Origin of the sequence: Marisediminicola antarctica, from assembly GCF_009930795.1 — a bacterium.
Classification (GTDB): Bacteria; Actinomycetota; Actinomycetes; order Actinomycetales; family Microbacteriaceae; genus Marisediminicola; species Marisediminicola antarctica.
On sequence record NZ_CP017146.1, the window covers coordinates 224,480 to 248,394 of the forward strand.

General features: G+C 67.1%; 19 protein-coding genes and 1 tRNA gene. 10 read left to right on the plus strand and 10 right to left on the minus strand.

The genetic code is table 11. The features are described 5' to 3' along the window. Positions 1-49: 49 nt before the first annotated feature. From BHD05_RS01075 to serS, 4 genes are all read right to left on the minus strand, one after another. A complete protein-coding gene (locus BHD05_RS01075; RefSeq protein WP_236966599.1) occupies positions 50-1,384 on the minus strand; it encodes an LCP family protein in 1,335 nt (444 codons plus the stop codon). 37 nt (positions 1,385-1,421) lie between these two features. Then, positions 1,422-1,506: transfer RNA gene (locus BHD05_RS01080), tRNA-Ser, on the minus strand. 58 nt (positions 1,507-1,564) lie between these two features. Continuing rightward, entirely contained in the window at positions 1,565-2,425 is an 861-nt protein-coding gene (locus tag BHD05_RS01085; protein WP_236966600.1) for an HAD family hydrolase, read from the minus strand. Continuing rightward, positions 2,422-3,690, minus strand: coding sequence for a serine--tRNA ligase (gene serS, locus BHD05_RS01090; protein WP_161884790.1), 1,269 nt, complete (start codon positions 3,688-3,690; stop codon positions 2,422-2,424). Before serS ends, BHD05_RS01085 begins: the two co-directional genes overlap by 4 nt. Positions 3,691-3,728: 38 nt before the next feature. Here serS and BHD05_RS01095 point away from each other — a divergent pair, with 38 nt between their 5' ends. Continuing rightward, on the plus strand, positions 3,729-4,856 hold the full coding sequence (locus BHD05_RS01095) for a diacylglycerol/lipid kinase family protein (RefSeq protein WP_335920164.1): 1,128 nt from the start codon (positions 3,729-3,731) through the stop codon (positions 4,854-4,856). 23 nt (positions 4,857-4,879) lie between these two features. Here BHD05_RS01095 and pheA read toward each other — a convergent pair whose 3' ends face one another. Further along, entirely contained in the window at positions 4,880-5,866 is a 987-nt protein-coding gene (gene pheA / locus BHD05_RS01100) for a prephenate dehydratase (protein ID WP_161884791.1), read from the minus strand. 96 nt (positions 5,867-5,962) lie between these two features. Here pheA and pgm point away from each other — a divergent pair, with 96 nt between their 5' ends. Next, positions 5,963-7,582, plus strand: coding sequence for a phosphoglucomutase (alpha-D-glucose-1,6-bisphosphate-dependent) (gene pgm / locus BHD05_RS01105; protein WP_161884792.1), 1,620 nt, complete (start codon positions 5,963-5,965; stop codon positions 7,580-7,582). A gap of 202 nt (positions 7,583-7,784) precedes the next feature. On the opposite strand, the gene BHD05_RS01110 is transcribed toward pgm, so the two are convergent. Continuing rightward, positions 7,785-8,612: a M15 family metallopeptidase gene (locus BHD05_RS01110; RefSeq protein WP_236966601.1), complete on the minus strand. Its 828-nt coding sequence runs from the start codon at positions 8,610-8,612 to the stop codon at positions 7,785-7,787. Positions 8,613-8,906: 294 nt separating this feature from the next. On the opposite strand from BHD05_RS01110, the gene BHD05_RS01115 reads away from it, so the two are divergent. From BHD05_RS01115 to BHD05_RS01140, 6 genes are all read left to right on the plus strand, one after another. Further along, positions 8,907-10,601 carry an MDR family MFS transporter gene (locus BHD05_RS01115; RefSeq protein WP_161887282.1) on the plus strand — a complete coding sequence of 565 codons (1,695 nt, stop codon included), beginning with the start codon at positions 8,907-8,909 and terminating at the stop codon, positions 10,599-10,601. A 207-nt stretch (positions 10,602-10,808) separates the two neighbouring features. After that, a complete protein-coding gene (locus BHD05_RS01120) occupies positions 10,809-12,083 on the plus strand; it encodes an ABC transporter substrate-binding protein (protein ID WP_161884794.1) in 1,275 nt (424 codons plus the stop codon). A gap of 84 nt (positions 12,084-12,167) precedes the next feature. Next, entirely contained in the window at positions 12,168-13,136 is a 969-nt protein-coding gene (locus BHD05_RS01125; RefSeq protein WP_161884795.1) for a carbohydrate ABC transporter permease, read from the plus strand. Continuing rightward, positions 13,133-14,062 carry a carbohydrate ABC transporter permease gene (locus tag BHD05_RS01130; RefSeq protein ID WP_161884796.1) on the plus strand — a complete coding sequence of 310 codons (930 nt, stop codon included), beginning with the start codon at positions 13,133-13,135 and terminating at the stop codon, positions 14,060-14,062. The genes BHD05_RS01125 and BHD05_RS01130 overlap by 4 nt, the downstream gene beginning before the upstream one ends. After that, positions 14,059-15,495 carry a GH1 family beta-glucosidase gene (locus BHD05_RS01135; protein ID WP_161884797.1) on the plus strand — a complete coding sequence of 479 codons (1,437 nt, stop codon included), beginning with the start codon at positions 14,059-14,061 and terminating at the stop codon, positions 15,493-15,495. Before BHD05_RS01130 ends, BHD05_RS01135 begins: the two co-directional genes overlap by 4 nt. A 9-nt stretch (positions 15,496-15,504) precedes the next feature. Continuing rightward, positions 15,505-16,533: a LacI family DNA-binding transcriptional regulator gene (locus tag BHD05_RS01140; protein WP_161884798.1), complete on the plus strand. Its 1,029-nt coding sequence runs from the start codon at positions 15,505-15,507 to the stop codon at positions 16,531-16,533. Here BHD05_RS01140 and BHD05_RS01145 read toward each other — a convergent pair. Then, positions 16,530-18,200, minus strand: coding sequence for an FAD-dependent monooxygenase (locus BHD05_RS01145; protein ID WP_161884799.1), 1,671 nt, complete (start codon positions 18,198-18,200; stop codon positions 16,530-16,532). The two genes, BHD05_RS01140 and BHD05_RS01145, sit on opposite strands and share 4 nt — an antisense overlap. 558 nt (positions 18,201-18,758) lie before the next feature. Here BHD05_RS01145 and BHD05_RS01150 point away from each other — a divergent pair. After that, positions 18,759-20,891 carry an HNH endonuclease signature motif containing protein gene (locus BHD05_RS01150; RefSeq protein WP_161884800.1) on the plus strand — a complete coding sequence of 711 codons (2,133 nt, stop codon included), beginning with the start codon at positions 18,759-18,761 and terminating at the stop codon, positions 20,889-20,891. A gap of 202 nt (positions 20,892-21,093) precedes the next feature. Here the strand turns inward: BHD05_RS01150 and BHD05_RS01155 are convergent, their stop codons facing one another. Beyond that, complete coding sequence (locus BHD05_RS01155; RefSeq protein ID WP_161884801.1) at positions 21,094-21,945, minus strand: DNA-methyltransferase; 852 nt, start codon at positions 21,943-21,945, stop codon at positions 21,094-21,096. Between the two features lie 57 nt (positions 21,946-22,002). Between BHD05_RS01155 and BHD05_RS01160 the strand changes: the two genes are divergently transcribed. Further along, the gene (locus BHD05_RS01160) at positions 22,003-22,284 is read left to right on the plus strand and encodes a GNAT family N-acetyltransferase (protein WP_161884802.1); all 282 of its coding nucleotides are present in this window, start codon (positions 22,003-22,005) and stop codon (positions 22,282-22,284) included. A 59-nt stretch (positions 22,285-22,343) separates the two neighbouring features. Here BHD05_RS01160 and BHD05_RS01165 read toward each other — a convergent pair whose 3' ends face one another. Together BHD05_RS01165 and BHD05_RS01170 are read right to left on the minus strand one after the other, a co-directional pair. Beyond that, on the minus strand, positions 22,344-23,393 hold the full coding sequence (locus tag BHD05_RS01165) for a lipoate--protein ligase family protein (RefSeq protein ID WP_161884803.1): 1,050 nt from the start codon (positions 23,391-23,393) through the stop codon (positions 22,344-22,346). 42 nt (positions 23,394-23,435) lie between these two features. Continuing rightward, the gene (locus BHD05_RS01170; protein ID WP_161884804.1) at positions 23,436-23,864 is read right to left on the minus strand and encodes an HIT family protein; all 429 of its coding nucleotides are present in this window, start codon (positions 23,862-23,864) and stop codon (positions 23,436-23,438) included. Between the last annotated feature and the right edge of the window lie 51 nt (positions 23,865-23,915).

The window sequence follows — 23,915 nt, forward strand, 5'->3', positions numbered from 1 at the left end:
GCAATCATAGCCGCACGACGCGCCACAGCCCATTCGAGGCTGCCCGAGCTCACCTGTTCGACTTGGAACAGGTGTAGTCGGCCGCGGTCTGGCCCGCCAGGCCGGAGAGCACCTCCGGGGTCGGCGCTGCCGGTCCGCCCGGTGCCGCTTCCGGGTCCGCGGGTGCCTCCGGGTCCACCGGTGCCTCCGGGTCCACCGGGTCCACCGGTGCGTCCGGGTCGACGGGCACCGCGGGGTCGACGGATGCCGTCGTCGGGGCATCCGGGTTCTCGGTCGAACCGATGCCGGTATGCCCCGCGAGCGCAAAGGGCTCGTCGGAGGCGAGCTTCGCGAACAGCGCGTCGGCCTGCGCCGTGATGGGAGCGACCTTGCCAGAATAGACGCCGCCCTGGCCAACGGTTCCGGGGTACTGCACGAAAGTGATCCGGTCGAGCGGGATGTCCTTCAGTACGAGCGACATCGACACCATGGTGTTGAGGTTGGCGAGCTGCGTCGACAGCTTCATGTTGCTCGTCGCCGCCGTGGCGATGGCGAACAGCTTGGACGGATCGGTCAGCGTGCTGTCGCTCTTGATCGTGCGAACCAGGGAGGAGAGGAAGACCTGCTGGGAGCTGATCCGGCCGAGGTCGCTGCCGTCGCCGACCCCGTGCCTCGTGCGGAGGAAGTTCAGCGCGTCCTGGCCCTGGAGCGTGTACTCGCCGGCCTTGTCGCGCACGAACCCCGAATAGCGGTCGTTGATCGGACCGTCGATGCACACCGGCACGCCGCCGACCGCATTGCTCATACCGATGACGCCGCTGAACGTAATGAGTCCGGCGTAAGGAATATCGAACCCGGTGAGGGCCTCGACCGTGAGCACGGTGCAGGCGAGCCCGCCGTAGGCCAGAGTGTTGTTGATCGGCCGCGCAGACATCGAGCTGTAGTACCCCTCACCGTCTTCCTGGGGGCAGGACGGGATGGGCACGACGAGGTCTCGGGGGATGCTGACGCCGACGGCACTCGACTGGTCCCTGGCGACATGGATGAGCATGGTCACGTCGTTGAGCTCGGCCTGGCGGTCGGCGCAGCCGCCCTCTTTGTCGCAGACGTCGCTGCCGACGACGAGGATGTTGAAACCACCCTCGAATTTGCCCAGCGCTGGGGCCGCAACACTCTGCGTGGCCTCGTCGTCGCCCACGAGGGCAACCGACTCGATGTTTCCCGACAGCTGCGCGACCGCGATGGCACCGAGCGAGACGCCGCTGACGAGCAGAACCGCGAGGCTCGCCGCCATCACCTTCACCACAGCGAGGGCGGCGTCGGATTTGCGCGCGCGGCCGTGCCGGGCTGCATGGACACGTCGCGGATGCGTGCGCGTGCGCGTGCGTGGACGCAGGTCGCTCAAGAAGATCCCCTCAACGTGAACACGGCAGCAGCTAGAGCGGAGGGCGTGGGATTCGAACCCACGAATGCTTTCGCATCACCAGTTTTCAAGACTGGCTCCATCGGCCGCTCGGACAGCCCTCCCCGGAGTTCAGGCCCGAGCATAACCGATTAATGCTTCGGGCAGAGGCACACCGGCCATTTAGATACTGCGGAAGAGCTTGGCCACACCGTCGTCCCAGTCACTTTCTGTGTGCTCGTTGGCCGCCTCGCGCACGACATCCGGGGCCTGGCCCATCGCGACGCCTCGGCCGTGCTGCGCGGCCCACTCGAGCATGTCGATATCGTTGCGGCCGTCGCCGACCGCCATGACGTGCGTGCGCGGGATGCCAAGGGTCGCGCGAACCCGCTCCATCGCGGTGGCCTTGTTGACGCCGTCGGGGGCGATGTCGAGCCATGCCGTCCAGCCCACGTTGTAGCTGACCCGGTGCAGTCCCATCTGCTCGACGATGGTCAGGAACTCCTCCATGTCGTGCTCGGGAGAGACCACGACAACGCGGGTGGCCTCGTAGGTCAGCAATTTCTCGAATTCGACCTTCTCGCTCAGGGCGCCGAGGGTCGTGTCGGGGAAGTAGCCGGTGTAGCGGTAGAAGCCCTCCGCGTCTTCGACGGCGTAGCTCGCCCGCTCGAGGCTTTCCTTGATGGTGGTGAGCACTCGCGCCGGATTGAAGGTCTCGACGTGGTGGTGCACGTAGTTCGTCGGCTCCCTCTCGTCGCGCGTGAGGGTAATCGCGCCGTTCGAGCAGACGACGAATTCTGGCGTGAGCTCGAGCCGGTCAAGCACCGGGAGCGTCATCGAGACGGACCGGCCGGTCGCGAGCATGACCTCGTGACCGAGGTCGCGCACACGGCGCACCTGGCCATGCACCTGATCGCTGATGACCCCGTCCTCGCGCAGCACGGTGCCGTCGATGTCCAGTGCGATGAGCAGCCGCCCGTCGTGGCTCGCCGGCTCGGTACGGCCGACCGCCAGGCTCTCTGGCGCGGTGCTGTCGGAGGTCACAGGGAGTCCGGCTCAATGATCTCGAGGCCGCCCAGGTACGGGCGGAGGGCATCCGGAACCACGACGGAGCCGTCGGCCCGCTGGTGCGTCTCGAGCAGGGCAACGATCCACCTTGTGGTTGCGAGCGTGCCGTTAAGGGTCGCGACGGGGGCGGTCTTGCCCGACTCGGTGCGGTAGCGGATGTCGAGGCGCCGGGCCTGGTAGGTCGTGCAGTTGCTTGTGCTCGTCAGCTCGCGATAGGCACCCTGGGTGGGAACCCACGCCTCGACGTCGTACTTTCGCGCGGCGCTCGACCCGAGATCGCCCGCCGCGGTGTCGATCACGCGATAGCTGAGTCCGAGCGAGACGAGCATGCCCTCCTGCAGGGCGAGCAGGCGCTCGTGCTCCGCCGCCGCATTCTCCGGCAGCACATAGCTGAACATCTCGAGCTTGTTGAACTGGTGCACGCGGATGATTCCCCGCGTGTCCTTTCCACCTGAGCCGGCCTCCCGGCGGTAGCAGGTAGACCAGCCGGCGTAGCGGAGCGGACCGTCGGACAGGTCGAGGATCTCGTCGGCGTGGTAACCGGCGAGGGCCACCTCGCTCGTGCCCGTGAGATAGAGGTCGTCGGTCGGAAGATAGTAGATCTCGTCGGCGTGCTCACCAAGGAAACCGGTGCCGCGCATGATCTCCGGCTTGACAAGGGTCGGCGTGATGAGCGGGATGAAGCCGCCGGCGAGCGCGCGGTCGAGGCCCATGTTCATGATCGCGAGTTCGAGCCGCGCCCCGATCCCGCGGAGGAAGGAGAAGCGCGCCCCGGACACCTTTGCGCCGCGGCCCATGTCGATCGCGCCGAGCAGCTCACCGAGTTCGAGGTGGTCGCGCGGCTCGAAGTCGAACTGTGGCTTTTCACCCACCGTCTTGATCAGCAGGAAGTCGTCTTCGCCGCCACTGGGCACGCCGTCGAGAATCGGGTTCGCGATGCTGCCGACGATCCGGGCGAACTCCGCATCGGCATCCGTCGCCGCCGCGCTTGCGGCCTTCACCTGGGCGGCGAGGACCTGCGCCTCGGCGACGAGCTGTTTCTTCTCGTCCTTCGCCGCCTTCGCGACGCGCTTGCCGAACAGGTTCTGGCTCGCTCGAAGGGTCTCGAACTCGTTGATTGCCGTTCGGCGGGCGGCATCCGCGGCGAGCGCCGCGTCGACCAGCTCGACGGATGCTCCCCGCGCGGCCTGCGAGGACCGGACGGCATCGGGATTTTCGCGTAGTAGCTGCGCATCGATCACTCCCCGATTCTAGTTGGAGCATGGGTTAGCGTTTACTCGTGACCATCGACCCCGAGAACGACTCGACCCCTCGCCCCGCCGACATTGTCGAGGAGGTCCTCGAGACGGATGCCGTGCGAGCGGAGAAGAAGATCGCGAAGAAGACGGCGGCGAAGACTGAGGCGCAGAAGACCGAGCATGCGGCTCTCGAGAAGATCGCTGCCATCATCTACAACCCGATCAAGGTCGATCTGCCCCTGCTCAAGGCGGCCGTCGCCGCGGGCGAGAAGACCGCGGGCTGGCGCGAGACCCTCTGGTTCGAGACCTCGAAGGAGGACCCTGGGCAGAAGGTGACCGCCGAAGTCCTGGCACTCGACGTCGACTTCGACGTAATCATGATCGCCGGTGGTGACGGCACCGTGCGCGCGGTGGCCGAAGGCGTGCGCGGATTCGACGTCCCCGTCGGACTTATTCCCCGCGGCACCGGCAACCTGCTCGCCCGCAACCTCAAGCTGACCCTCGATAGCGTCGACCGCGCGGTGAGCACAGCCTTCGCGGGCAAGGACCGATCGATCGACCTCGGACTGGTGGAGGTCGAGCGCGAGGATGCCACCAAGGAGAAGTTCGTTTTTCTCGTCATGGCCGGGCTCGGGCTCGACGCGAAGATGATCGCGAACACCGACCCCGACCTCAAGAAGAAGGTCGGCTGGATCGCCTACGTCGACGCCATCCGCAAATCCCTCAGCGGCAACAACAGCATCAACATCCGATACAACCTCGACCGGCAGGGCAACCGCACGGTGAAGGTGCACACGGTCATGATCGGCAACTGCGGGTCGCTCCCCGGCAACATCCTGCTCCTGCCGGATGCCGCCGTCGACGACGGTGTGTTCGACATTGTGGCGCTGCGCCCGGAGGGATTCTTCGGCTGGGTTCAGATCTGGGTCAAGATCGTGTGGGAGAACGGCGTGCTGCGGCGCAGCCAGGCCGGGCGCAAGCTCATGGGCATGACCAAGGAGGTGCGCACGCTGCGTTACCTTCAGGGCAAGGAGTTCGTGATGCGCCTCGAAGGGCCGGAGGAGTTCGAGCTCGACGGCGACAGCTTCGGCAAGGTCGTCGCGGTTAAGGCGACCGTCGAACACCTCGGCCTCACCGTGAAGGTGCCCGCGGGAAAGGACGTCAGGTAGATCCCGGATAGTTCGAGTCGGGGCTAGTCGCTCTCGCCGGCGATGAGTCCGCGCAGCCAGTCGCGGGCGTCGACGAAGGCGTCGTCCCCGTAGCGGCCGGTGACCTCGACCCGGATGCGGTCGGCCCGCGGGTAGGAGCCGAGAAAGGTCACGTTCGGACTGAACCGCTTGAGCCCGAGCAGCGCGTCGGCCACCCGCTCGTCGAGGATGTGGCCGTCGAGGTCGATCACGAAGCGGTACCGGCCGAGGGCGTCGCCGATCGGCCGCGACTCGAGCAGGCTCATGTTCACACCGCGGGTGGCGAACTGCTCGAGCATCTCGAGCAGTGCCCCAGCCCGGTCGTCCGGCAGCTCGGCGATGAGGCTCGTCTTGTCCGCCCCGGTCGCTGCGGGGGTCGGGACGGTTCGGCTGACCAGCACGAACCTCGTCACCGCGCTCGGGTTGTCGCCGATATCCTCGGCGAGCACGACGAGGTCGTGGTGCTTGGTGATGTTCGGCGGCGCAATCGCGGCATCCGCGAGCCCGCTCTCGAAGAGCGATGCGGCCGCGGTGACGTTCGACGTGGCGGGAATGTGCCCGTGGGAGGGAAGAACGGCGTCGAGCCACAGGTGGCACTGCGCGTAGGCGACCGGATGCGCGTTCACGACTTTCACGTCGGCGAGGGTAGTCCCGCGCCGGGCCACAAACACGAAGTTGACCGGCACAAGGTACTCACCGATGATGCGAAGGTTGGGCACGTTGGCGAGGGCGTCCTGGGTGGCGCTCACCCCGCCCTCCACGGAGTTCTCGATCGCGATCATCGCCGCGACGCTGCGGCCGGAGACCACGTCGTCGAGGGCTTCGCCGACGTTGTTGACTGAGCGCCACGGCTTGCCGGCGGCCTCGGGCACCTGGGCGAGGGCGGCCTCGGTGAATGTGCCGGCGGGGCCGAGGAAACTGTAGGTGTCGGATGCCGCGGTCGCTGGTCGGCTGGTCGGCTGGTCGCGTGTCGGCAGGTCGCTCTCGGGCATGCGTCGAGCCTAGGGCAGCCCGTGCCAACAGGCCCTCGCGCCACAGGAACGCGGCTCAACCGGGCGCGGCGAGCGGTGCGGTGCCAGACTGTCTGCATGAATGCTCGCGCAGGCCAGCAGGCCCAGGAATCAGACCTCATCGATGTGCCGGCACTCATCGCCGCCTACTACGCACTCGTCCCGGACGTCACCAATCCTGACCAGAAGGTCGCGTTTGGAACATCCGGCCACCGCGGCTCGTCGCTCGACAGCGCCTTCAACGAGACACATATTCTCGCAATCACCCAGGCGATCGTGGAGTACCGCGCCTCACAGGGGATCACCGGGCCGCTGTTCATCGGCAAGGACACGCACGCACTCTCCCGCCCTGCCGAGACGACCGCGCTCGAGGTGCTCGAGGCCAACGGGGTACGCGCCCTGGTCGACGAGTTCGACGACTTCGTGCCCACGCCGGCGCTCAGCCACGCGATCATCTCCTACAACCGCGCCGGGCACGACGATCAGGCCGATGGCATCGTCATCACCCCGTCGCACAACCCGCCCCGCGACGGCGGCTTCAAGTACAACCCGCCGCACGGCGGCCCGGCCGACAGTGACGCGACGAGCTGGATCGCGAACCGGGCCAACGAGCTCATCGCGAACGAGAACCGCGATGTGAAGGCGGCCGAGCCGAGCGGGGTCGAGACCTATGACTACCGCGGCGAGTATGTCGCCGACCTCGCGACGATCATCGACTTCGACGCCATCAAGAAGTCGGGCATCCGCATCGGCGCCGACCCGCTCGGCGGGGCGAGCGTGCACTACTGGCAGCTCATCGCCGACACCTACGGCATCGACCTGACCGTCGTGAACCCTGTCGTCGACCCCGCGTGGGGCTTCATGACCCTGGACTGGGACGGCAAGATCCGGATGGATCCGTCGTCGCCGTCGGCAATGGCATCCGTTCTCTCCCACAAAGACGACTTCGACATCCTCACCGGCAACGATGCGGACGCCGACCGGCACGGCATCGTCACGCCCGACGGCGGCCTGATGAACCCGAACCACTTCCTCGCGGTGGCGATCCAGTACCTCTACACGCACCGCCCGCAGTGGAGCGAGGACGCCGCGATCGGAAAGACCCTCGTCTCGAGCACCATGATCGACCGGGTCGCGGAGTCCCTGGGTCGCCGCCTCTGGGAGGTTCCGGTGGGCTTCAAGTGGTTTGTCTCCGGCCTCATCGATGGATCCGTCGCCTTCGGCGGGGAGGAGTCGGCCGGCGCGAGCTTCCTGCGTAGGGACGGCACCGCGTGGACCACCGACAAGGACGGCATCATCCTCGCCCTGCTCGCGAGCGAGATCGTCGCGGTGACGGGAAAGACCCCATCGCAGCTCTACGCGGAGCTGACCGAGAAGTTCGGTGCGCCCGTCTACGAGCGGGTGGACGCAGTGGCGACCAAGGCGCAGAAGGCGGCGCTCGGCAAGATCACCGGTGCCGCGATCACCGCCACCGAACTCGCGGGCGAGCCGATCCTCGCGCGGTTGAGCGAGGCCCCAGGCAACGGCGCGGCGGTCGGCGGGGTGAAGGTGGTGACCGACAACGCCTGGTTCGCGGCCCGGCCGAGCGGCACCGAGGACGTCTACAAGATCTACGCCGAGTCGTTCAGGGGCACCGAGCACCTGCGGCAGGTGCAGGCCGAGGCCAAGCTCATCGTCGACGCGGCCCTCGCCGGCTAACCGGTCGCGGCTCACCGCCAGCCGTCACTTGCTGCTTTCATAATTCAGGAGTTAGGGGCAAAATTCAGGAGTTACGGCGCCGGTCCGAGGCCGCCCGATTTCGCCGGGTCCCGCAATCTCGGCATCCGCACCCCGCCGCGTGACTGGACTCCCGCTGCCACTCCTGAATTCTGACAGCCACTCCTGAATAACGAAAGGGACGTCAGCCGGCGTAGTCGGGGGCGGCGGGCAGGCCGAAGAACTCCTCGAGGGTCGTGACGCCACGCTCGCGCATCTCGGTCGACAGCTCGGTTCCGACGTAGCGGAAGTGCCACGGCTCGTAGATGAAGCCAGTGACGGCGGTCATCCCGGCCGGATAGCGCAGGATGAACCCGAACCGGTAGGCGTTCTCGGCGAGCCAGACTCCTTGCGGCAACTGCCCAAAGCACTCCTGGATCGAGCAGCGCTCCGGCAGCGAGGTGATGTCGACGCCGAAGCCGGTCTGGTGCTCGCTGTGCCCGGGGCGCGCGCTCTGGGCATCCGCGGTCGCCTGGCCGACTCGCGAGACCCATCCGCCGTAGACACGCACCTGAGTGTCGTAGGAGCGGTACGCATTTTGGATCTGCATGGCGCCCGCCCCCTCGGCCGCCGCCGCGGCGAACATCGCGGCGATCGCGGTGGCGGCATCCGGCCTCATGTATGGATTCGAGATGTAGGGCACCTGAGCGATAACGAGGTTGGGCGGCACGAACCCCGCAGGGCTGAGCGGGCGGAGCTTATTGCTCACGACCCAGGGGCTCGCCGGGTCATCGATCGAGTGGAGCGCGGCGTCGAAGCCCGGGTCGACGGGAGCGGGCTCAGGCGTCGGCGCAGGAACCGGGTCGGGCGCGGGAGCCGGGTCGGGCGCGGGAGCCGGGTCGGGCGCGGGAGCCGGGTCGACCGGGGACGCGGATGCCGACGGGGCCGGCGCGGGGAGGAACTCGGACTGGCACGCGGTAAGGCCAAACGAGACGACGGTCACCGTGGCGGCCGCAACGATTGCCAGGATCACTCGGCGTGCGGCTCGGCGTGCCACTCGGCGTGCCACTCGGCGTGCCACTCGATCGTGCATTCCACCGATCCTAGCGATGCGATATTTCTGGGGGTGCTGTGCGGGGCGGCGCACTTGCAGCACGCTTGCGCAAGGTGTAACTTTGCAGTCTCCGCAAAGTTTTGCGCCAACAACGCCCGCAGCTTGCCTGAGCACATTTTACCAATGCCCCCAGAACGAGGTTCCATGTCACGCGTGAAGTCCCAGGCGAAGTCCAGCGCGAGGAAGTCCGCCGTCGCCGACCCCGGCATGGCCATGACCCACCGCCAGATCCTGTTCGTGATCTTCGGCCTGATGGCAGGCATGTTTCTCTCCGCGCTCGACCAGACGGTCGTCGGCACGTCGATGCGCACGATCGGCGACGACCTCGACGGCCTGAGCCTGCAGGCCTGGGTCACGACGTCCTACCTGATCGTCGCGACGATCAGCACCCCGATCTACGGCAAGCTCAGCGACATCTTCGGCCGCAGGCCGCTGTTCATCATCGCGATCACGATCTTCCTTCTGGGCTCGCTGCTCGCCGGCTTCTCCACGAGCATGTACGAGCTCGCGATCTTCCGTGCGATCCAGGGCCTCGGCGCGGGCGGGTTGATGGCGCTGCCGCTCACGATCATGGGCGACATGCTGGCGCCTCGCGAACGAGCCAAGTACCAGGGCTACTTCCTCGCCGTGTTCGGCATCTCGAGCGTTATCGGACCCCTCATCGGAGGATTCTTCGCCGGCACCGGCGAAATCCTCTTCGTCACCGGCTGGCGCTGGGTGTTCCTGATCAACCTTCCGATCGGCATTGCCGCTCTCGCGATCGTGCTGCGCTTCCTGCACGTTCCGCACTCCAAGCGCCCGGTGCGCATCGACTGGTGGGGCGCAGCGACCGTCATCCTCGCCGCCGTTCCGCTGCTGCTCGTCGCCGAGCAGGGCCGCGAGTGGGGCTGGGGCTCCGCCATCGCGATCGCCTGCTACGTCACCGGCGGTCTCGGAATCGCGGGCTTCATCCTCGCCGAAAAGCTCATGGGCGACGACGCGCTCATCCCCCTCAAGTTGTTCTCGTCGCCGACGTTCTCGATGGCCACGGTTCTCGGCGTGCTCGTCGGCTTCGGAATGTTCGGCGCGATGATGACCGTGCCGCTGTACCTGCAGCTCGTGAATGGGGCGACTCCGACCCAGAGCGGATTCCTGATGCTGCCGATGATCCTCGGCCTCATGATCTCGTCGATCGTCAGCGGCCAACTCATCAGCCGCACCGGCAAGTACAAGCCGTTCCCGATCATTGGAACCGCGTTCATGTCGGCCGGGTTCCTGTGGTTCACCTTCGCCACCTATGACAAGCCCGTGTGGTTCATGATGATCGGGATGCTGCTCGTCGGCCTCGGCCTGGGGCAGCTCATGCAGACCCTCACCATTGCGAGCCAGAACGCCGTCGGCCCGCGCGATATCGGCGTCGCCACCTCGTCGTCGACGTTCTTCCGTCAGATCGGAGGCACGCTCGGCACCGCGGTCATCTTCTCGGTGCTCTTTACGCGCATCCCCGTTGTGCTCCAGGAGATCTTCTCCAACACCGCCACCCAGCAGTCCCTCACCACGGTCGCGAGTGAGCCTTCGGTTCGGGCGGATCCGGCCAACGCCCGGATTCTCGAGCTTCTCGCCGACCCCTCCGGCATCGGCTCTGCGCTCGACGGCGATACCTCGTTCCTCAACACAGCCGACCCGCGCCTCGCCGCCCCGTTCCTCGAAGGCTTTGCGACGGCATCCGTCTCCGTGTTCTGGGTCAGCCTCTCGGTCGTTCTCGTCGCGTTTGTGCTGAGTTTCTTCCTCAAGGCGACGCCACTGCGGGAGAAGTCGGCGCAGCAAGAGGTGGCGGAGGCGGATGCCGCGGTGCTGGCCCAGAAGGCGGCGAACGAGACCGGCGCTCTGATCGAGCCATCGATGGCACGCCCCCGCGAACAGGACTGACCTCCCTTCTCCCCGTCCGACAATTCCGTCGACTGCAGTGGATGAAAGTCACAGGATGGGTATCAATATGGGAGCGCTCCCAAAAAGGGTTGACAGGCGCTGGAATCCCTGTCTATTGTTACCACGATCCATTGAGAGCGCTCCCAAAGCCGGCAAATAGGAGCGCTCCCAAGATCTCCCCATCCCCACGCACACAAAGGAGTGACCGTGAGCAAATCACGACGCACAACCGCTGTAGCAGCCATCGCGGGCGCTGCAGCATTCGCACTACTCGCCGCGGGCTGCAGCAGCAGCGCCACCCCCGGCGCCGACGAAGAGGTGACCGAGCTCACACTCGCAACCTTCAACGACTTCGGCTACACCGACGAGATGCTCGCCGAGTACACGGAGCTCACGGGTATCGAGATCGTGCACAACAAGGCCGCCACCTCCGGCGACGCCCGTACCAACTACTTCACCAAGCTCGGCGCCGGCTCCGGCCTCGCCGACGTCGAAGCGGTCGAGATCGACTGGTTCGCCGAGCTGCTCCAGTACTCGGACAAGCTCTACGACCTCTCGAACGACGAGGTCGCCGACCGCTGGGTGCAGTGGAAGACCGACGCGGCCACCGACGCCGACGGCCGCCTCATCGCCTATGGAACCGACATCGGCCCGCAGGCCATCTGCTACCGCTCCGACCTCTTCGCCGAGGCCGGTCTGCCGACCGACCGCGAGGAAGTCGCCGCCATGATCGACGGCGACTGGGACGCCTACTTCGCCGCCGGCGAAGAGTTCGTCGCGAACAGCGACGCCGCCTGGTTCGACTCGAGCGGCGCGATCCTTCAGGGCATCCTGAACCAGGAAGAGGAGACCCTCGAGTCCACCGACGGCGAGATCATCGCGACGACCAACCCGGTCGTCGAAGACGCCTACAACACCGTGCTCGACGCGAGCCCCGAGCTCTCCGCGCACCTCTCGCAGTGGAGCGACGACTGGTCGGCCGGATTCGCCAACGGCGCGTTCGCGACGATGCTCTGCCCGAGCTGGATGCTCGGCGTGATCGAGGGCAACGCTCCCGAGGTCGAGGGATGGGACGTCGCGAACGTCTTCCCGAACGGCGGCGGCAACTGGGGCGGTTCGTACCTGACCGTTCCCGCCCAGAGCGAGAAGGCCGAAGCCGCGAAGGCCTTCGCCGACTGGCTGACCGATCCGGAGCAGCAGCTCAAGGCGTTCGTCAGCACCGGTAACTTCCCGAGCCAGACGAGCCTGTACGAGGCCGAGGAACTGCTCAGCGTGACTCGTCCGTACTTCAACGAGGCACCGACCGGCGAGATCTTCTCCGACCGTTCGGCCGCGATCGAAGTCGCACCGTACAAGAGCGTGAACTACTTCCCGGTCATGGACGCCCTGCAGAACGCGATCACCCGCGTCGATGTCGACGAGACCCAGGATGCAGACGCGTCGTGGGAGCAGTTCGTGACTGACGTCGAAGCGATCGGCTAACACCCGCTCAATGGGCCGGGTCGCGATTCACCGCGGCCCGGCCCATTCCCCTGAGTTCCACCCCCTCAACCGCGAGGAGCAGTAATGACAACGCAGTCGCTCGCCGAGGATCGAGAGATCCGCCGCATCACGCTCAGCCACAAGCTGAACCGCTGGGACATGAAGGTCTCCCCGTACCTCTACGTCTCCCCGTTCTTTATCCTCTTCATCCTCACCGGCCTGTTCCCACTGCTCTACACCGCCTATGTCTCGGTCTTCGACTGGCACATCATCGGCGGCCAGGGTGACTTCGCCGGCTCCGGCAACTTTGAGTGGGTTCTCGGCCAGGACAAGTTCTGGGTCGCCCTGCGCAACAGCTTCAGCATCTTCCTGATCTCGGCGATTCCGCAGGTCATCCTCGCGCTGATCATCGCGGCGATCCTCGACCAGAACCTCCGCGCCAAGACCTTCTGGCGCATGGGAGTTCTCGTCCCCTACGTCGTCGCTCCCGTCGCCGTCGCCCTCATCTTCAGCAACATGTTCGGCGACCAGTACGGGCTCGTGAACAACGCGCTCGGACGCATCGGCATCGACCCGGTCGGCTGGCACTCGCAGGTCCTCCCCAGCCACTTCGCGATCGCGACGATGGTGAACTTCCGCTGGACCGGCTACAACGCGCTCATCTTCCTCGCGGCCATGCAGGCCGTGCCGCGCGACTATTACGAGGCGGCCATGCTCGACGGCGCGAACCGCATCCGACAGTTCTTCTCGATCACCATCCCCTCGCTGCGCCCGACGCTGATCTTTGTGATCATCACCTCGACCATCGGCGGACTGCAGATCTTCGACGAGCCGCGCATGTACGACACGACGGGAGCCGGTGGCGCGAGCAGCCAGTGGCTCACAATCACGATGTACATCTACAACCTGGGGTTCGGCCCCGCGGGAGGCGGCCAATTCGGTCGCGCCGCCGCCGCCGCCTGGTTGCTCTTCCTCATCATTATCGTCGTGGGGCTCATCAACCTCGCGGCCACCCGCACCATCGCGACGAGCGGAAGCAGGAGCAGCAAATGACCGCCACAACCGAGCGTCCCGCTCCCCACACCCCCTCCCGCCCGCCGGTGCCGGCCTACAAGACCAGCCGGCGTGCCAAGCGCCGCTCCAAGGCGATCGCGACCAACAAACCGTCCACGCTCGGCTATGTGTTCCTCGTCGTGGTCATCCTCGCGTCGCTCTTCCCTCTCTACTGGTCGTTCCTCATCGGAAGCGGCGACTCGTCGACGATCAACAGCCAAGACGTCGACTGGATGCCGGGCGGCAACTTCCTGAGCAATGCAGCGAAGGTCGTGAACGACCCGAGCGTCAACTTCTGGAAGGCGCTTTCCAACAGCATCATCGTCTCGACGGTCGTCTCCGCGTCGGTGGTCTTCTTCTCGACCCTGGCCGGCTATGCGTTCGCCAAGCTCAAGTTCCGCGGCAGCAAGGGACTGCTGATCTTCGTCATCGCGACGATGGCCGTTCCGACCCAGCTCGGCATCGTGCCGCTGTTCATCGCGATGTCGCAGTGGCTCGGTCTGAGCGGCAACATCCTCGCGGTCATCCTGCCGGCTCTCGTGTCGGCATTCGGGGTGTTCTGGATGACGCAGTACCTCAGCCAGACACTCCCGGATGAGCTCATTGAGGCCGCCAGGGTCGACGGTGCGAGCATGATCCGCACCTTCTGGCACGTCGGCGTGCCGGCAGCCCGCCCCGCTGCCGCGATGCTCGCCCTGTTCATCTTCATCGCGACGTGGACGAACTTCTTCTGGCCGTTCATCATTCTCGACAGCAACAACCCCACCCTCCCGGTGGCGCTGTCGCTGCTCCAGAACAACTTCTTCATCGACTACTCGATCGTGCTGGCCGGGGTGCTGCTGTCGACCATCCCGCTGCTGATCCTCTTCGTGGTGGCGGGCAAGCAGCTCGTCTCCGGAATCATGCAGGGAGCGGTAAAGGGATGACCCAGCTATCCAAACTCACACGGCAGGTCGAGACGCGGACGTTCCCGCCGACCTTCCTGTTCGGCGCGGCGACCGCGGCCTACCAAATCGAGGGGGCGGCGCACGAGGACGGCCGCACCGACTCGATCTGGGACGCCTTCGCCCGTGTGCCGGGCGCGGTCGTCGGCGCGGAGAACGGTGATGTCGCCTGCGACCATTACCACCGGTACGCGCAGGATGTGGCGATGATGGCCGATCTCGGTCTGCAGACCTACCGCTTTTCGACGTCCTGGTCACGGGTGCGGCCCGACGGCGGCGCCGTCAACGCGAAGGGTCTCGCGTTCTACTCGCGGCTCGTCGACGAGCTGCTCGAGAGGAACATCAAGCCCTGGCTCACCCTCTACCACTGGGATCTTCCCCAGGCACTCGAGGAGAAGGGCGGCTGGGTCAACCGCGACACCGCGTACCTCTTCGCGGAGTACGCCGCCTCCGTGCACGATGTGCTCGGCGACCGGGTCGAGTCGTGGACGACTCTCAACGAACCGTGGTGCTCCTCGTTTCTGAGCTACATCGCGGGCGAGCACGCGCCGGGGCGGCAGGATCCCGCGGCCGGCCTCGCGGCGGCCCATCACCTGCTTCTCGGCCACGGCCTCGCGGCGCAGGAGCTCCGCACGCGCGACTCGAGCCTCGAGCTGGGCATCACCCTCAACCTCACCGTCGCCGATCCGGTGAATCCCGACGATGCGGGCGACCTGGATGCGGCGCGCCGCATCGACGGCCAGTTCAACCGCTTCTTCCTCGACCCCCTCTTTCGCGGCTCCTACCCGGACGACGTGCTCGACGACGTCGCCGGCCTCGGTTTCGAGAGCGTCGTGCAGTCAGGTGACCTCGAGATCATCTCTACGACGATCGACGTCCTTGGAGTGAACTACTACCACGGCGAATCGGTGAGTGCGCATCCGGGACCGCTGGGGGAGAGGGCGGCGGCGCCGTCCGAGCGCCCCAAGCGCTCACCGTTCCCAGCTGCGGATGGCGTTTTCTGGCATCCGCGCGGCCTGCCGGTGACGGCGATGGACTGGGAGGTGCAGCCAGAGGGCCTGACCCGCCTGCTGGGGCGGGTGCACCGCGACTACACGGAGCCGACGGGAACGGGCATCTACGTGACCGAGAACGGCGCGGCCTACGACGACGTCGTGGCCGACGACGGCCGCGTGCACGATGCTGACCGCGTCGACTTCCTCCGCGACCACCTCGCGGCGATCCTGGACGCGATCGACGACGGCGTGCCCGTCGGCGGCTACTTCTACTGGTCACTCATGGACAACTTCGAGTGGGCCTGGGGCTACGAGAAGCGGTTCGGCATCGTGAGGGTCGACTACAACACGCAAGTGCGCACTCTCAAGGACAGCGCGCTCGAGTACGGCACCATCATTCGGGACCGACGGCTCAACTAGGATTTTCTTATGATTGCTGCCCATCAGGCGACCCGTCGCGCCGCACCGACCCTCGAGGCCGTTGCGAGCGCGGCGGGCGTGTCGCGCTCCACCGTGTCGCGCGTGGTAAACGGTTCGACCCAGGTGCGTCCGGACGTGGTGGATGCCGTCAACGCGGCCATCGCGCGCCTCGACTACGTTCCGAACCGCGCCGCCCGATCGCTCGCGAGCCGTCAGACGATGGCCATCGCGCTCATCGTGCCCGAGGAGGCGGCGCGATTCTTCGGAGACCCGTTCTTCGCGGCGATCGTGCAAGGCATCACCCGCGGGCTCGAGTCGAGTGACTACGTTCTGAACCTTCAGCTCGCGAGCCGCACGTCCACATCACTGAAGACGAAGAAGTACCTGCTCGGCGGCAACGTCGATGGGGCGATCGTCGTCTCGCACCACTCCGACGTGGAGTTCTTCTCCGAGCTCGACGCGACGATTCCGGTCGTCTTCGGCGGACGGCCGTTCCACCCCGAGCAGCACAGCAACTACTTCGTCGACGTCGACAACGCCGCAGGCGCCGCACTGGCCACTGAGTACCTCCTCGACAAGGGGCGCCGTCGGATCGGGACAATCTCCGGTCCGGTCGACATGCAGGCGGCGAACGACCGCTCCAAGGGCTGGGTCAGCGCCCTCACCGGTGCCGGGCTTCCCACGGACCTCATCGCGCACGGCGACTTCACCATGGCCAGCGGGGCAAGCGCCATGCGCGACCTCCTCGATCGCGAACCGAACCTCGACGCCGTCTTCGTCGCGAGCGACCTGATGGCCATGGGGGCCATTTCGGTGCTCCGCGAACGGGGCATCTCGGTACCCGACCAGGTCAGCCTCGTCGGCTTCGACGACAGCCCCGCCGCGACGAGCACTGACCCACAGCTCACGACGGTGCACCAACCGTCGACCGAGATGGGCCTGAGGATGGCGCACAACCTCCTCGCGCTCCTGGCCGGCGAAGAGGTCGAGCGGCAGAGCATCCTGCCGACACGGCTCGTTGTACGCGACTCGGCTTAGCCGCCCGCCGCACTGAGGTACTGCTCAGGCAGGGACGCTCGGAAGACTTCCGCCGCCTGGGATGCTGTCGCCTGCGCCGCCACGAAGCCGTCGGGGCGCACAAGGTAGAACATGCCAGCGCGAAGCCGCTGCGTCGAGGGTGCGGGAAACGTGTGCACCGGCACGCCCAGTTGCGCGCCGAGCCGGTCGACCGCGCTCGGGTTCACCGAGCCATAGGCGTGCACCTGCCAGGTCGCACTGCGGAGCACGGCGAAGTTGTCGCCCGACCACGGCAGGCGTCGGCCCACGGTCGCCCCTCGTCGGCCGCGTGCCCGGTCCTGCTCGCTCATCCAGTAGTGGATGCGCACCTGTGACACGTACTCGAACAGCCTCGGCGCTCCCGTGATCTTCGGCAGGAGCCTCACCGCGATCGGGCCGACCAGCGGGATGACGCCGCGTCGGACGACCGAGGCGATCAACCGCTCCGAGGTGACCGCCGCGAACACGCGGTCGGTGGTCGACACCAGGCGGCGGGCCACGGGGCGGCGCTCCGCCTCATACCGGTCGAGGGAGGCATCCGGGGCGCGGCCTGCGAACACGTCGCCGAGCGCGAGGGCCAGGTTGTGGGCATCCTGCAGCCCCGTGTTCATGCCCTGGGCACCGACGGGCGAGTGCACGTGGGCGGCGTCGCCCGCGAGGAAGATGGGGCCGCGGCGGAACTCGGCGGCGACACGGTGGTGAACCCGGTAGGTCGAGAACCAACGGGTGCCGATCCAGTCCACGCCGTAGACGAGGCCGAGCCGGGCCCGGACCGCCTCCTCGTCGACCGCGTCGTCCGGCGTGCGCAGGATGCCGATCACGCGGTGGTGCTCCCCCTGACCCATCGGGAAGCTCAGCAGCACGTCGTGCGGGGCCGGTCGGATGTTCACCGCACCAGACACGAGCCCGGTCACGCCGACCGCATCGCACACGTAGAAGAGAAGCTCATTCGTGGCGCCTTCGAACGGGATTCCGGTGAGCTGGCGCACCGCCGAGTTGGTGCCGTCTGCTCCAACGCAGTACCGGGCGCGCACCGTCACAGCACCTCGCGAACCGCGAATCGACGCAGTGACGCCCCAGAGCGGGTCGCCGTCCGCCGCAGAATCCGTCTCGACGGTATCGGGTTCGAGCCGTTCGAGCCGTTCGAGCCGTTCGAGCCGTTCGAGCCGTTCGAGCCGTTCGAGCCGTTCGAGCTCGATCGTGTCGAGTTCGTGCCCCCAGAGCACCTCGCCGCCCAGGCGGCGGAGGTTGTCGTAGAGGATCTGCTCATTGCGGCTCTGCTCGAGCACAAAGAGGCTCGAGTACGGTGTCGTCCCCGCGCCGATCTCCCCCATGGGGATGCGCCCGAACACGCGCGTGCCGAATCCGGGGGCTATCGAGCGAACCGGCACAGTCTGCGCGAGCACCTCCTCGGCGATGCCGAGCTGGTCGTAGATCTCCATGCTGCGCGCCTGCACGACAAGGGCCCGCGATTCAGTAGTCGGTCCCGCCTTGCCGTCGATGACGATGACACCGACGCCGAGGCACGCAAGCCAGTTGGCGAGCATGAGGCCGGTCGGGCCAGCGCCCACCACGAGAACCTCCGCGGTCAGGTGGTTCATCGGCTGGTCGTCGCTCGGCTGCTGCGCGCTGGCTGGTTCGTCGTTCACGGGGCACCTCCGAAGCCCGGCCACCGGGCGATGCGATCACGCTACTCCGCGCGTGGGCGTGCGGTCGAGGGTGGGTGCAGCGCGGGTCGCGGGTGTGTGCAGCGCGGGTCGCGGGTGTGTGCAGCGCGGGTCGCGGGTGTGTGCAGCGCGGGTCGCGAGTCCTGTCGGGCGACGGCGTAAAGCACCACGATGGACGCTGCGACCAGGTGACGTCGCGGCGGCACCGCCCGACTCACCCGCGGTTGGCTCTTGACTGAGCGTGAAGCAGGTTTCGGTGGGCGGGCGTCGACTGTGGGATTGAGAGCGAGTCGATTCGCGGCGCGACGGCGACGATGTGAGATGCGGGAGTCGTGCTTCGTCTTGTCCTCCTCCGGGTCGCGGCGGGGGTAGTTTTCCGCGGCTTTCGCGGGGGTGGCGGGAATGTCGGTGGTATGTCGGTGGTGGGGTGTGGGCTGTGGTCATGAACGGAATCCGGGTGTCGGTGCGGGGCTTGTGGCTCGGCGCGCACGGTCCGGTTTGGGCGTGTCGAGTGTCGGTGGGTGGGTATTCACTATGGGTATGAGCAGCTATCGGTGGACGGCGGAGGAGCAGGCGGAGCTTGCTGAGTCGATGCTGCAGTTCAATATCGAGGCGGATGCGGAGATGGCGGCACGTGGGTACCGGCCGGGGGTTGGTTTGCCGTTTGAGGGGATGCCGGCGGGGTTGTTCCCGCATGATCCGGATTTGGATGACCCGCGCTGGGCTGATGAGGACGATTACCCGGGCGTCCCCGACTGCCCCGGCCAGCCCGGCCGGGCCGGCGAGGCCAGCCAGGCCAGCCAGGCCGGCCAGCCCGGCCAGGCCAGCCAGGCCGGCGAGGCCGTCCAGGCCGGTGCTGGGCTTGATGGTGGTCGTGGGTATCCGTTTGGGGTCGCGGCGGGGCCGGGTGGGGCGGGTGAGGCGATGGGGCGGCTGATCGATGCGTTGGAGCGGGTGGAGCAGGGTATTGCGGGGCTGATGGGTGATCGGGCGGTGTTGTTCGAGCAGGCCCTCGTGCTGGCCGAGGCGGGCACGGAGCGCACGAGGGCGGGCAGCCGGCAGTTGGCGTTGCGGAGTGTGCGGGCGGAGCTGGGGGCGGCGTTGCGGATCCCGGAGCGCACCATCGACGCTCTGCTGGGGGTCGGTCGCAGTCTGGTCCATGAACTCCCGGCCACCCTCGAGGCTCTGCGGGGAGGGTTGATCAGTTACCGGCATGCGCAGGTCATGGTCGATCAGACCGCAGGTCTGCCTGCTGCTGCTCGGGTGGTGTTGGAGGGGCAGGCTCTGCCCTATGCGAGACGGTTGACGGCGTCGAAGTTTACGCAGAAGGCGCGGGTTCTGCGGGAGTTGCTGGATCCGGACTCGATCACACAGCGTCATGCGCGGGCGCGGGAGGACCGGGAGGTGCGTCTGGACCCGCAGCAGGATGGTCTGGCGTTGCTGTCGCAGCTGCTCCCGGCACCGGAGGCTGTCGCGATCTTCACCCGCCTCACCGACACGGCGATAGCCCTGCAGGGGCCGCTGGAGGTGCGTACTCTGGCGCAGTTGCGCGCCGACATCTTCAGCGACGTCATGCTCGACAGCACCACCACGACGGCCGGAGATGACAGCGGCAACGTCGACCGCAACGTCGACCGCAACGTCGACCGCAACGACACCGGCAGCGGCAACGGCAACGGCAACGGCAGCGGCAGCGACAGCGGCAGCGGCAGCGGCAGCGGCAGCGGCAGCGGCAGCGGCACCGGCAGCGGCAGCGGCAGCGGCAGCGGCAGCGGCAGCGGCAACGGCAACGGCAGCGGCAACGGCAACGGCAGCGGCAGCGGCAACGGCAGCGGCAGCGCCGGTGACGGCCCGCTGGGCATGGCCTCCCGCCGCACCCGGCGTGGGTCAGCTCGCCGGAACCGGGCGGTCCGGGTCACGCTGATGCGCGCCGGCCGGAGGGTCGGCTGGGGGCGGTCCGGGATCCGCGGGAGGGGGTCGCTGCGGGACCGGTACTTCGACACCCGACCGAGGCTCAGCGTCACCGTGCCTGCTCTCGTGCTCCTCGGAATGAGCGAGGAGCCCGGGTCCCTCGACGGGTACGGGCCGATCGATCCGAACACGGCGAGGCTGCTCGCCGCCGGCGCGCCGGGCATGATCCGCCTCCTCACCCACCCCGAGACCGGAGCAATCCTCTCCGTCGGCAGGGACCGGTACCGGGTACCCACCGATTTGCGCAACTTCCTACGGGTACGCGATGAGACCTGCCGCTTCCCGGGCTGCAGCAGGCAAGCGGAACAATGCGACATCGACCACACCCTGCAATGGCAACACCAACATCCGACCGCCCACTACAACCTTGCCCATTTATGCCCGAAACATCACACCATCAAAGACGAAACCAACTGGACTGTCGCCCACACGCGCGATGGCACCGGCGCCCTCGAATGGACCTCCCCCGCGGGGCGGACACACATCACCGAACCGGCAACCGTCATCACCAGCGGAGTACACGACAACCTCCAACGCGCCCTCCATACCGCCGCGCGCGACCAGGGAACGGACCAGACAGCGGACGAAGCAGCGCGCGCCCAGAGAACCGACGCCCGGAGAGCCGACGCCCGGGGAGCAGACGCCCGGGGAGCAGACGCCCGGGGAGCAGACGCCGAGGACGAGGACCCGCCACCGTTCTAAGACGCCCGCCAGCCCGGCTTCGACACGGTCGCCGCGCGACCTGCACAACCAGCAGATCCACGGTCGCCGCGCGACCTGCACAACCACCGGTTTCGGGTTTCGACACGGTCGCTGCGCGACCTGCTCAACCGGCCTCACGCCGCCGAGGACTCCCGTCGCCTCGGCCGACCACCAACAGTCGCCGGCGCCGGCGCCGCCACCTTTACTCGAACGCCACGCCCGCCTTGTCGAGGCGCTTGCGGATGACGGCCACGGCATCCGGGCTCTCGTCGACCAGCACGAATCGCCGCCGCAGGCTCGCCGCCGCGGCACCCGTCGTGCCGCTGCCAGCGAAGAAGTCGAGCACCCAGTCGCCCTCGCGGGTGGATGCCTGGATCATGCGCCGCAGAATCCCCTCCGGCTTCTGGGTCGGGTAGCCGGTCTTCTCCTTGCCCGTCGGGCTCACGATTGTGTGCCACCAGACATCCGTCGGCAGCTTGCCCTTCGCGACCTTCTCCGGTGTGACCAGCCCCGGTGCCATATACGGTTCGCGGTCGACCTCTGCCGAATCGAAGTGGTACTTCGCGGGGTTGCGAACGTAGACGAGGATCGTGTCATGCTTGGCCGGCCAGCGGCTCTTGCTCTTGGCCCCGTAGTCGTAGGCCCAGATGATCTCGTTAAGAAAGCACTCCCGGCCGAACAGCGCGTCGAGCAGCACCTTCGCGTAGTGGGCCTCGCGGTAGTCGAGGTGCAGGTAGAGCGTGCCGTCGTCGGACAACAAGCGCCAGGCCTCGGCCAGCCGGGGCTCGAGAAACGACCAGTAGTCCTCGAAGCGGTCGTCGTAGCTCATCAGATCGCCGCGGATCCGATCGTACTGCTGCCCCTTGAAGCCCGTGATCGCGCCGGTGACGGACCGCACGCTCGTTGTCGACTGGCGGGACTGGCTGCGCCCGGTGTTGAACGGTGGATCGAGGTAGACGGCGGTGAAGGCGCCGTCAGGCAGAGCGGAGACGACGGCGAGGTTGTCGCCCTGGATCACCCGGTTGGCGGATGTCGGGGTCCAGGCTGCGGGCATGGTCCATTCTCTCGCACTCGCGTTGCCGCATCCGGCGCACGAACGTACGCTGGATCGATGAATGAACTTCGGAATCTCTTGGCCGAGAACCGGTACCTCTTCAGCGTCGACGGCGAGGAGGTGGGCCTGGCCGACTACCGAGTGATCGGGGAACAGATCCACATCACCCACACCGAGATCACGCCTCGGCTGCGCGGCTCGGGACTTGGGGAACGGATGGTTCGAGCGTTGCTCGACACCATCCGCGCCGACACCGACTATCGGGTCGTCGCCGACTGCGGCTTCGTGCGCGAGTTCCTGCGCCGCAATCCCGAGTACGCCGAGCTGCAGACCCGCTAGGCAAGCGCTCCCCAGCTGTAGGGAACGCGCTGCAGTTCCTAGGGATCGCACTGCAGGTCCTAGGGAACGCGCTGCAGCCAGCCTTCCGTGCCGAACTTCTCGACCACGAGCAGCGACGCCTTCTCGAGCTCGTCCGGCGTGACGCTGCTTGGGGTCGAACCGTAGAGTCCGGTGAACGTGGCCACCATCTGGTCGATGATCGCCGAGCGGCTCAGGCCGGTTTGGCTGCGAAGCGGGTCCACGCGCTTCGCGGCGCTCTTGGTGCCCTTGTCGCTCATCTTCTCGCGGCCGATGCGCAGCACCTGCACCATCTTGTCGCCGTCCATGTCGTAGCTCATGGTCACGTGGTGCAGCACGGCGCCGGTGCCGAGTCGCTTCTGCGCGGCACCACCGATCTTGCCACTGGGGCTCGTGATGTCATTGAGCGGCTGATACGAGGCGTCGATCCCGAGGTTCTTGAGCGCAACGATCACCCATTCGTCGAGGTACGCGTAGGAATCGGCGAAGGTCATGCCCTCCACTAAATCCGACGGCGCGTAGATCGAGTAGGTGATCGCGGTGCCGGCCTCCATGAACATGGCCCCGCCCCCGCTGATCCGGCGCACGACCGTGAAGCCGTGCTTGTCGGCATTCACGAGGTCGACCTCGTTTTTCACCGACTGGAAGCTGCCGATGACGACGGCGGGGGCATCCCACTCCCACAACCGCAGGGTCGGCTCTCGGCGACCGGCGCCGACCTCTTCGGCGAGCACCTGGTCGAGCGCCATCTGCATCACCGGCGAATAGGCTGTGCCGTGGATGACCTGCCAGTTGTAGTCACCCCAATTGGTGGCCCGCGCCAGCGACCGGCGTACGGCGACGGCGACCGACTCCGCCGAGAACCCGAGCAGCAGCGCGTCATCGGGAAGCGCGGCGCGGACCGCCGCAGCGATGCGCTTGGCGTCGCTCGTGTCCGGTAGGCCGTTCACGGCCGAATTGATCGCCTCGAGCGCACTGTCGGGCTCGAGGAAGAAGTCTCCGGCGAGCCGGAAGTTCGCGATCGCGCCCTGTTCGACATCGAGATCGACGACGACGAGCTTGCCGCCCGGAACCTTGAACTCACCGTGCATAGTCGTGCCTTTCGTTGCACCCAGCCTAAGCGCCCCGAAGCGTCAGTCTTCCGGAACGAATTCGCTGTGCCCGTGCAACCGCATCCGAGTCCTCAACCGTGCGGCGGCCTCGTCGAGGTCCGATGGCCTGGCCGCCCGGTCGATCCCGGCGGGGTGGAATTCGTACGGCGACCATGACGGCCACACGTGGATGTGCACGTGCGGCACCATGTAGCCCTCGATCATGAGGCCGGCGCGATCGCTCCCCCACTCCTCGCGCTGCGCCTCGCCGATCTTGTGCGCGATCGCCATCAGGTGCGCCATCGTCTGCTCGCCGAGATCGAGCCAGCGGTCCACCTCGATGCGCGACACCACGAGCACGTGCCCCGGCGAGCGCGGCTCAATCGTGAGGAACGCGACGGCGACGTCGTCGCTCCAGACGAAGCGCGCCGGCAGCTCACCGCGAATGATCCTGCTGAAGATCGTGGCCATCGGCCTCAGCATAATCTGCCTCTCCCAGCGCGCCCTCGCCTGGGGGGACGT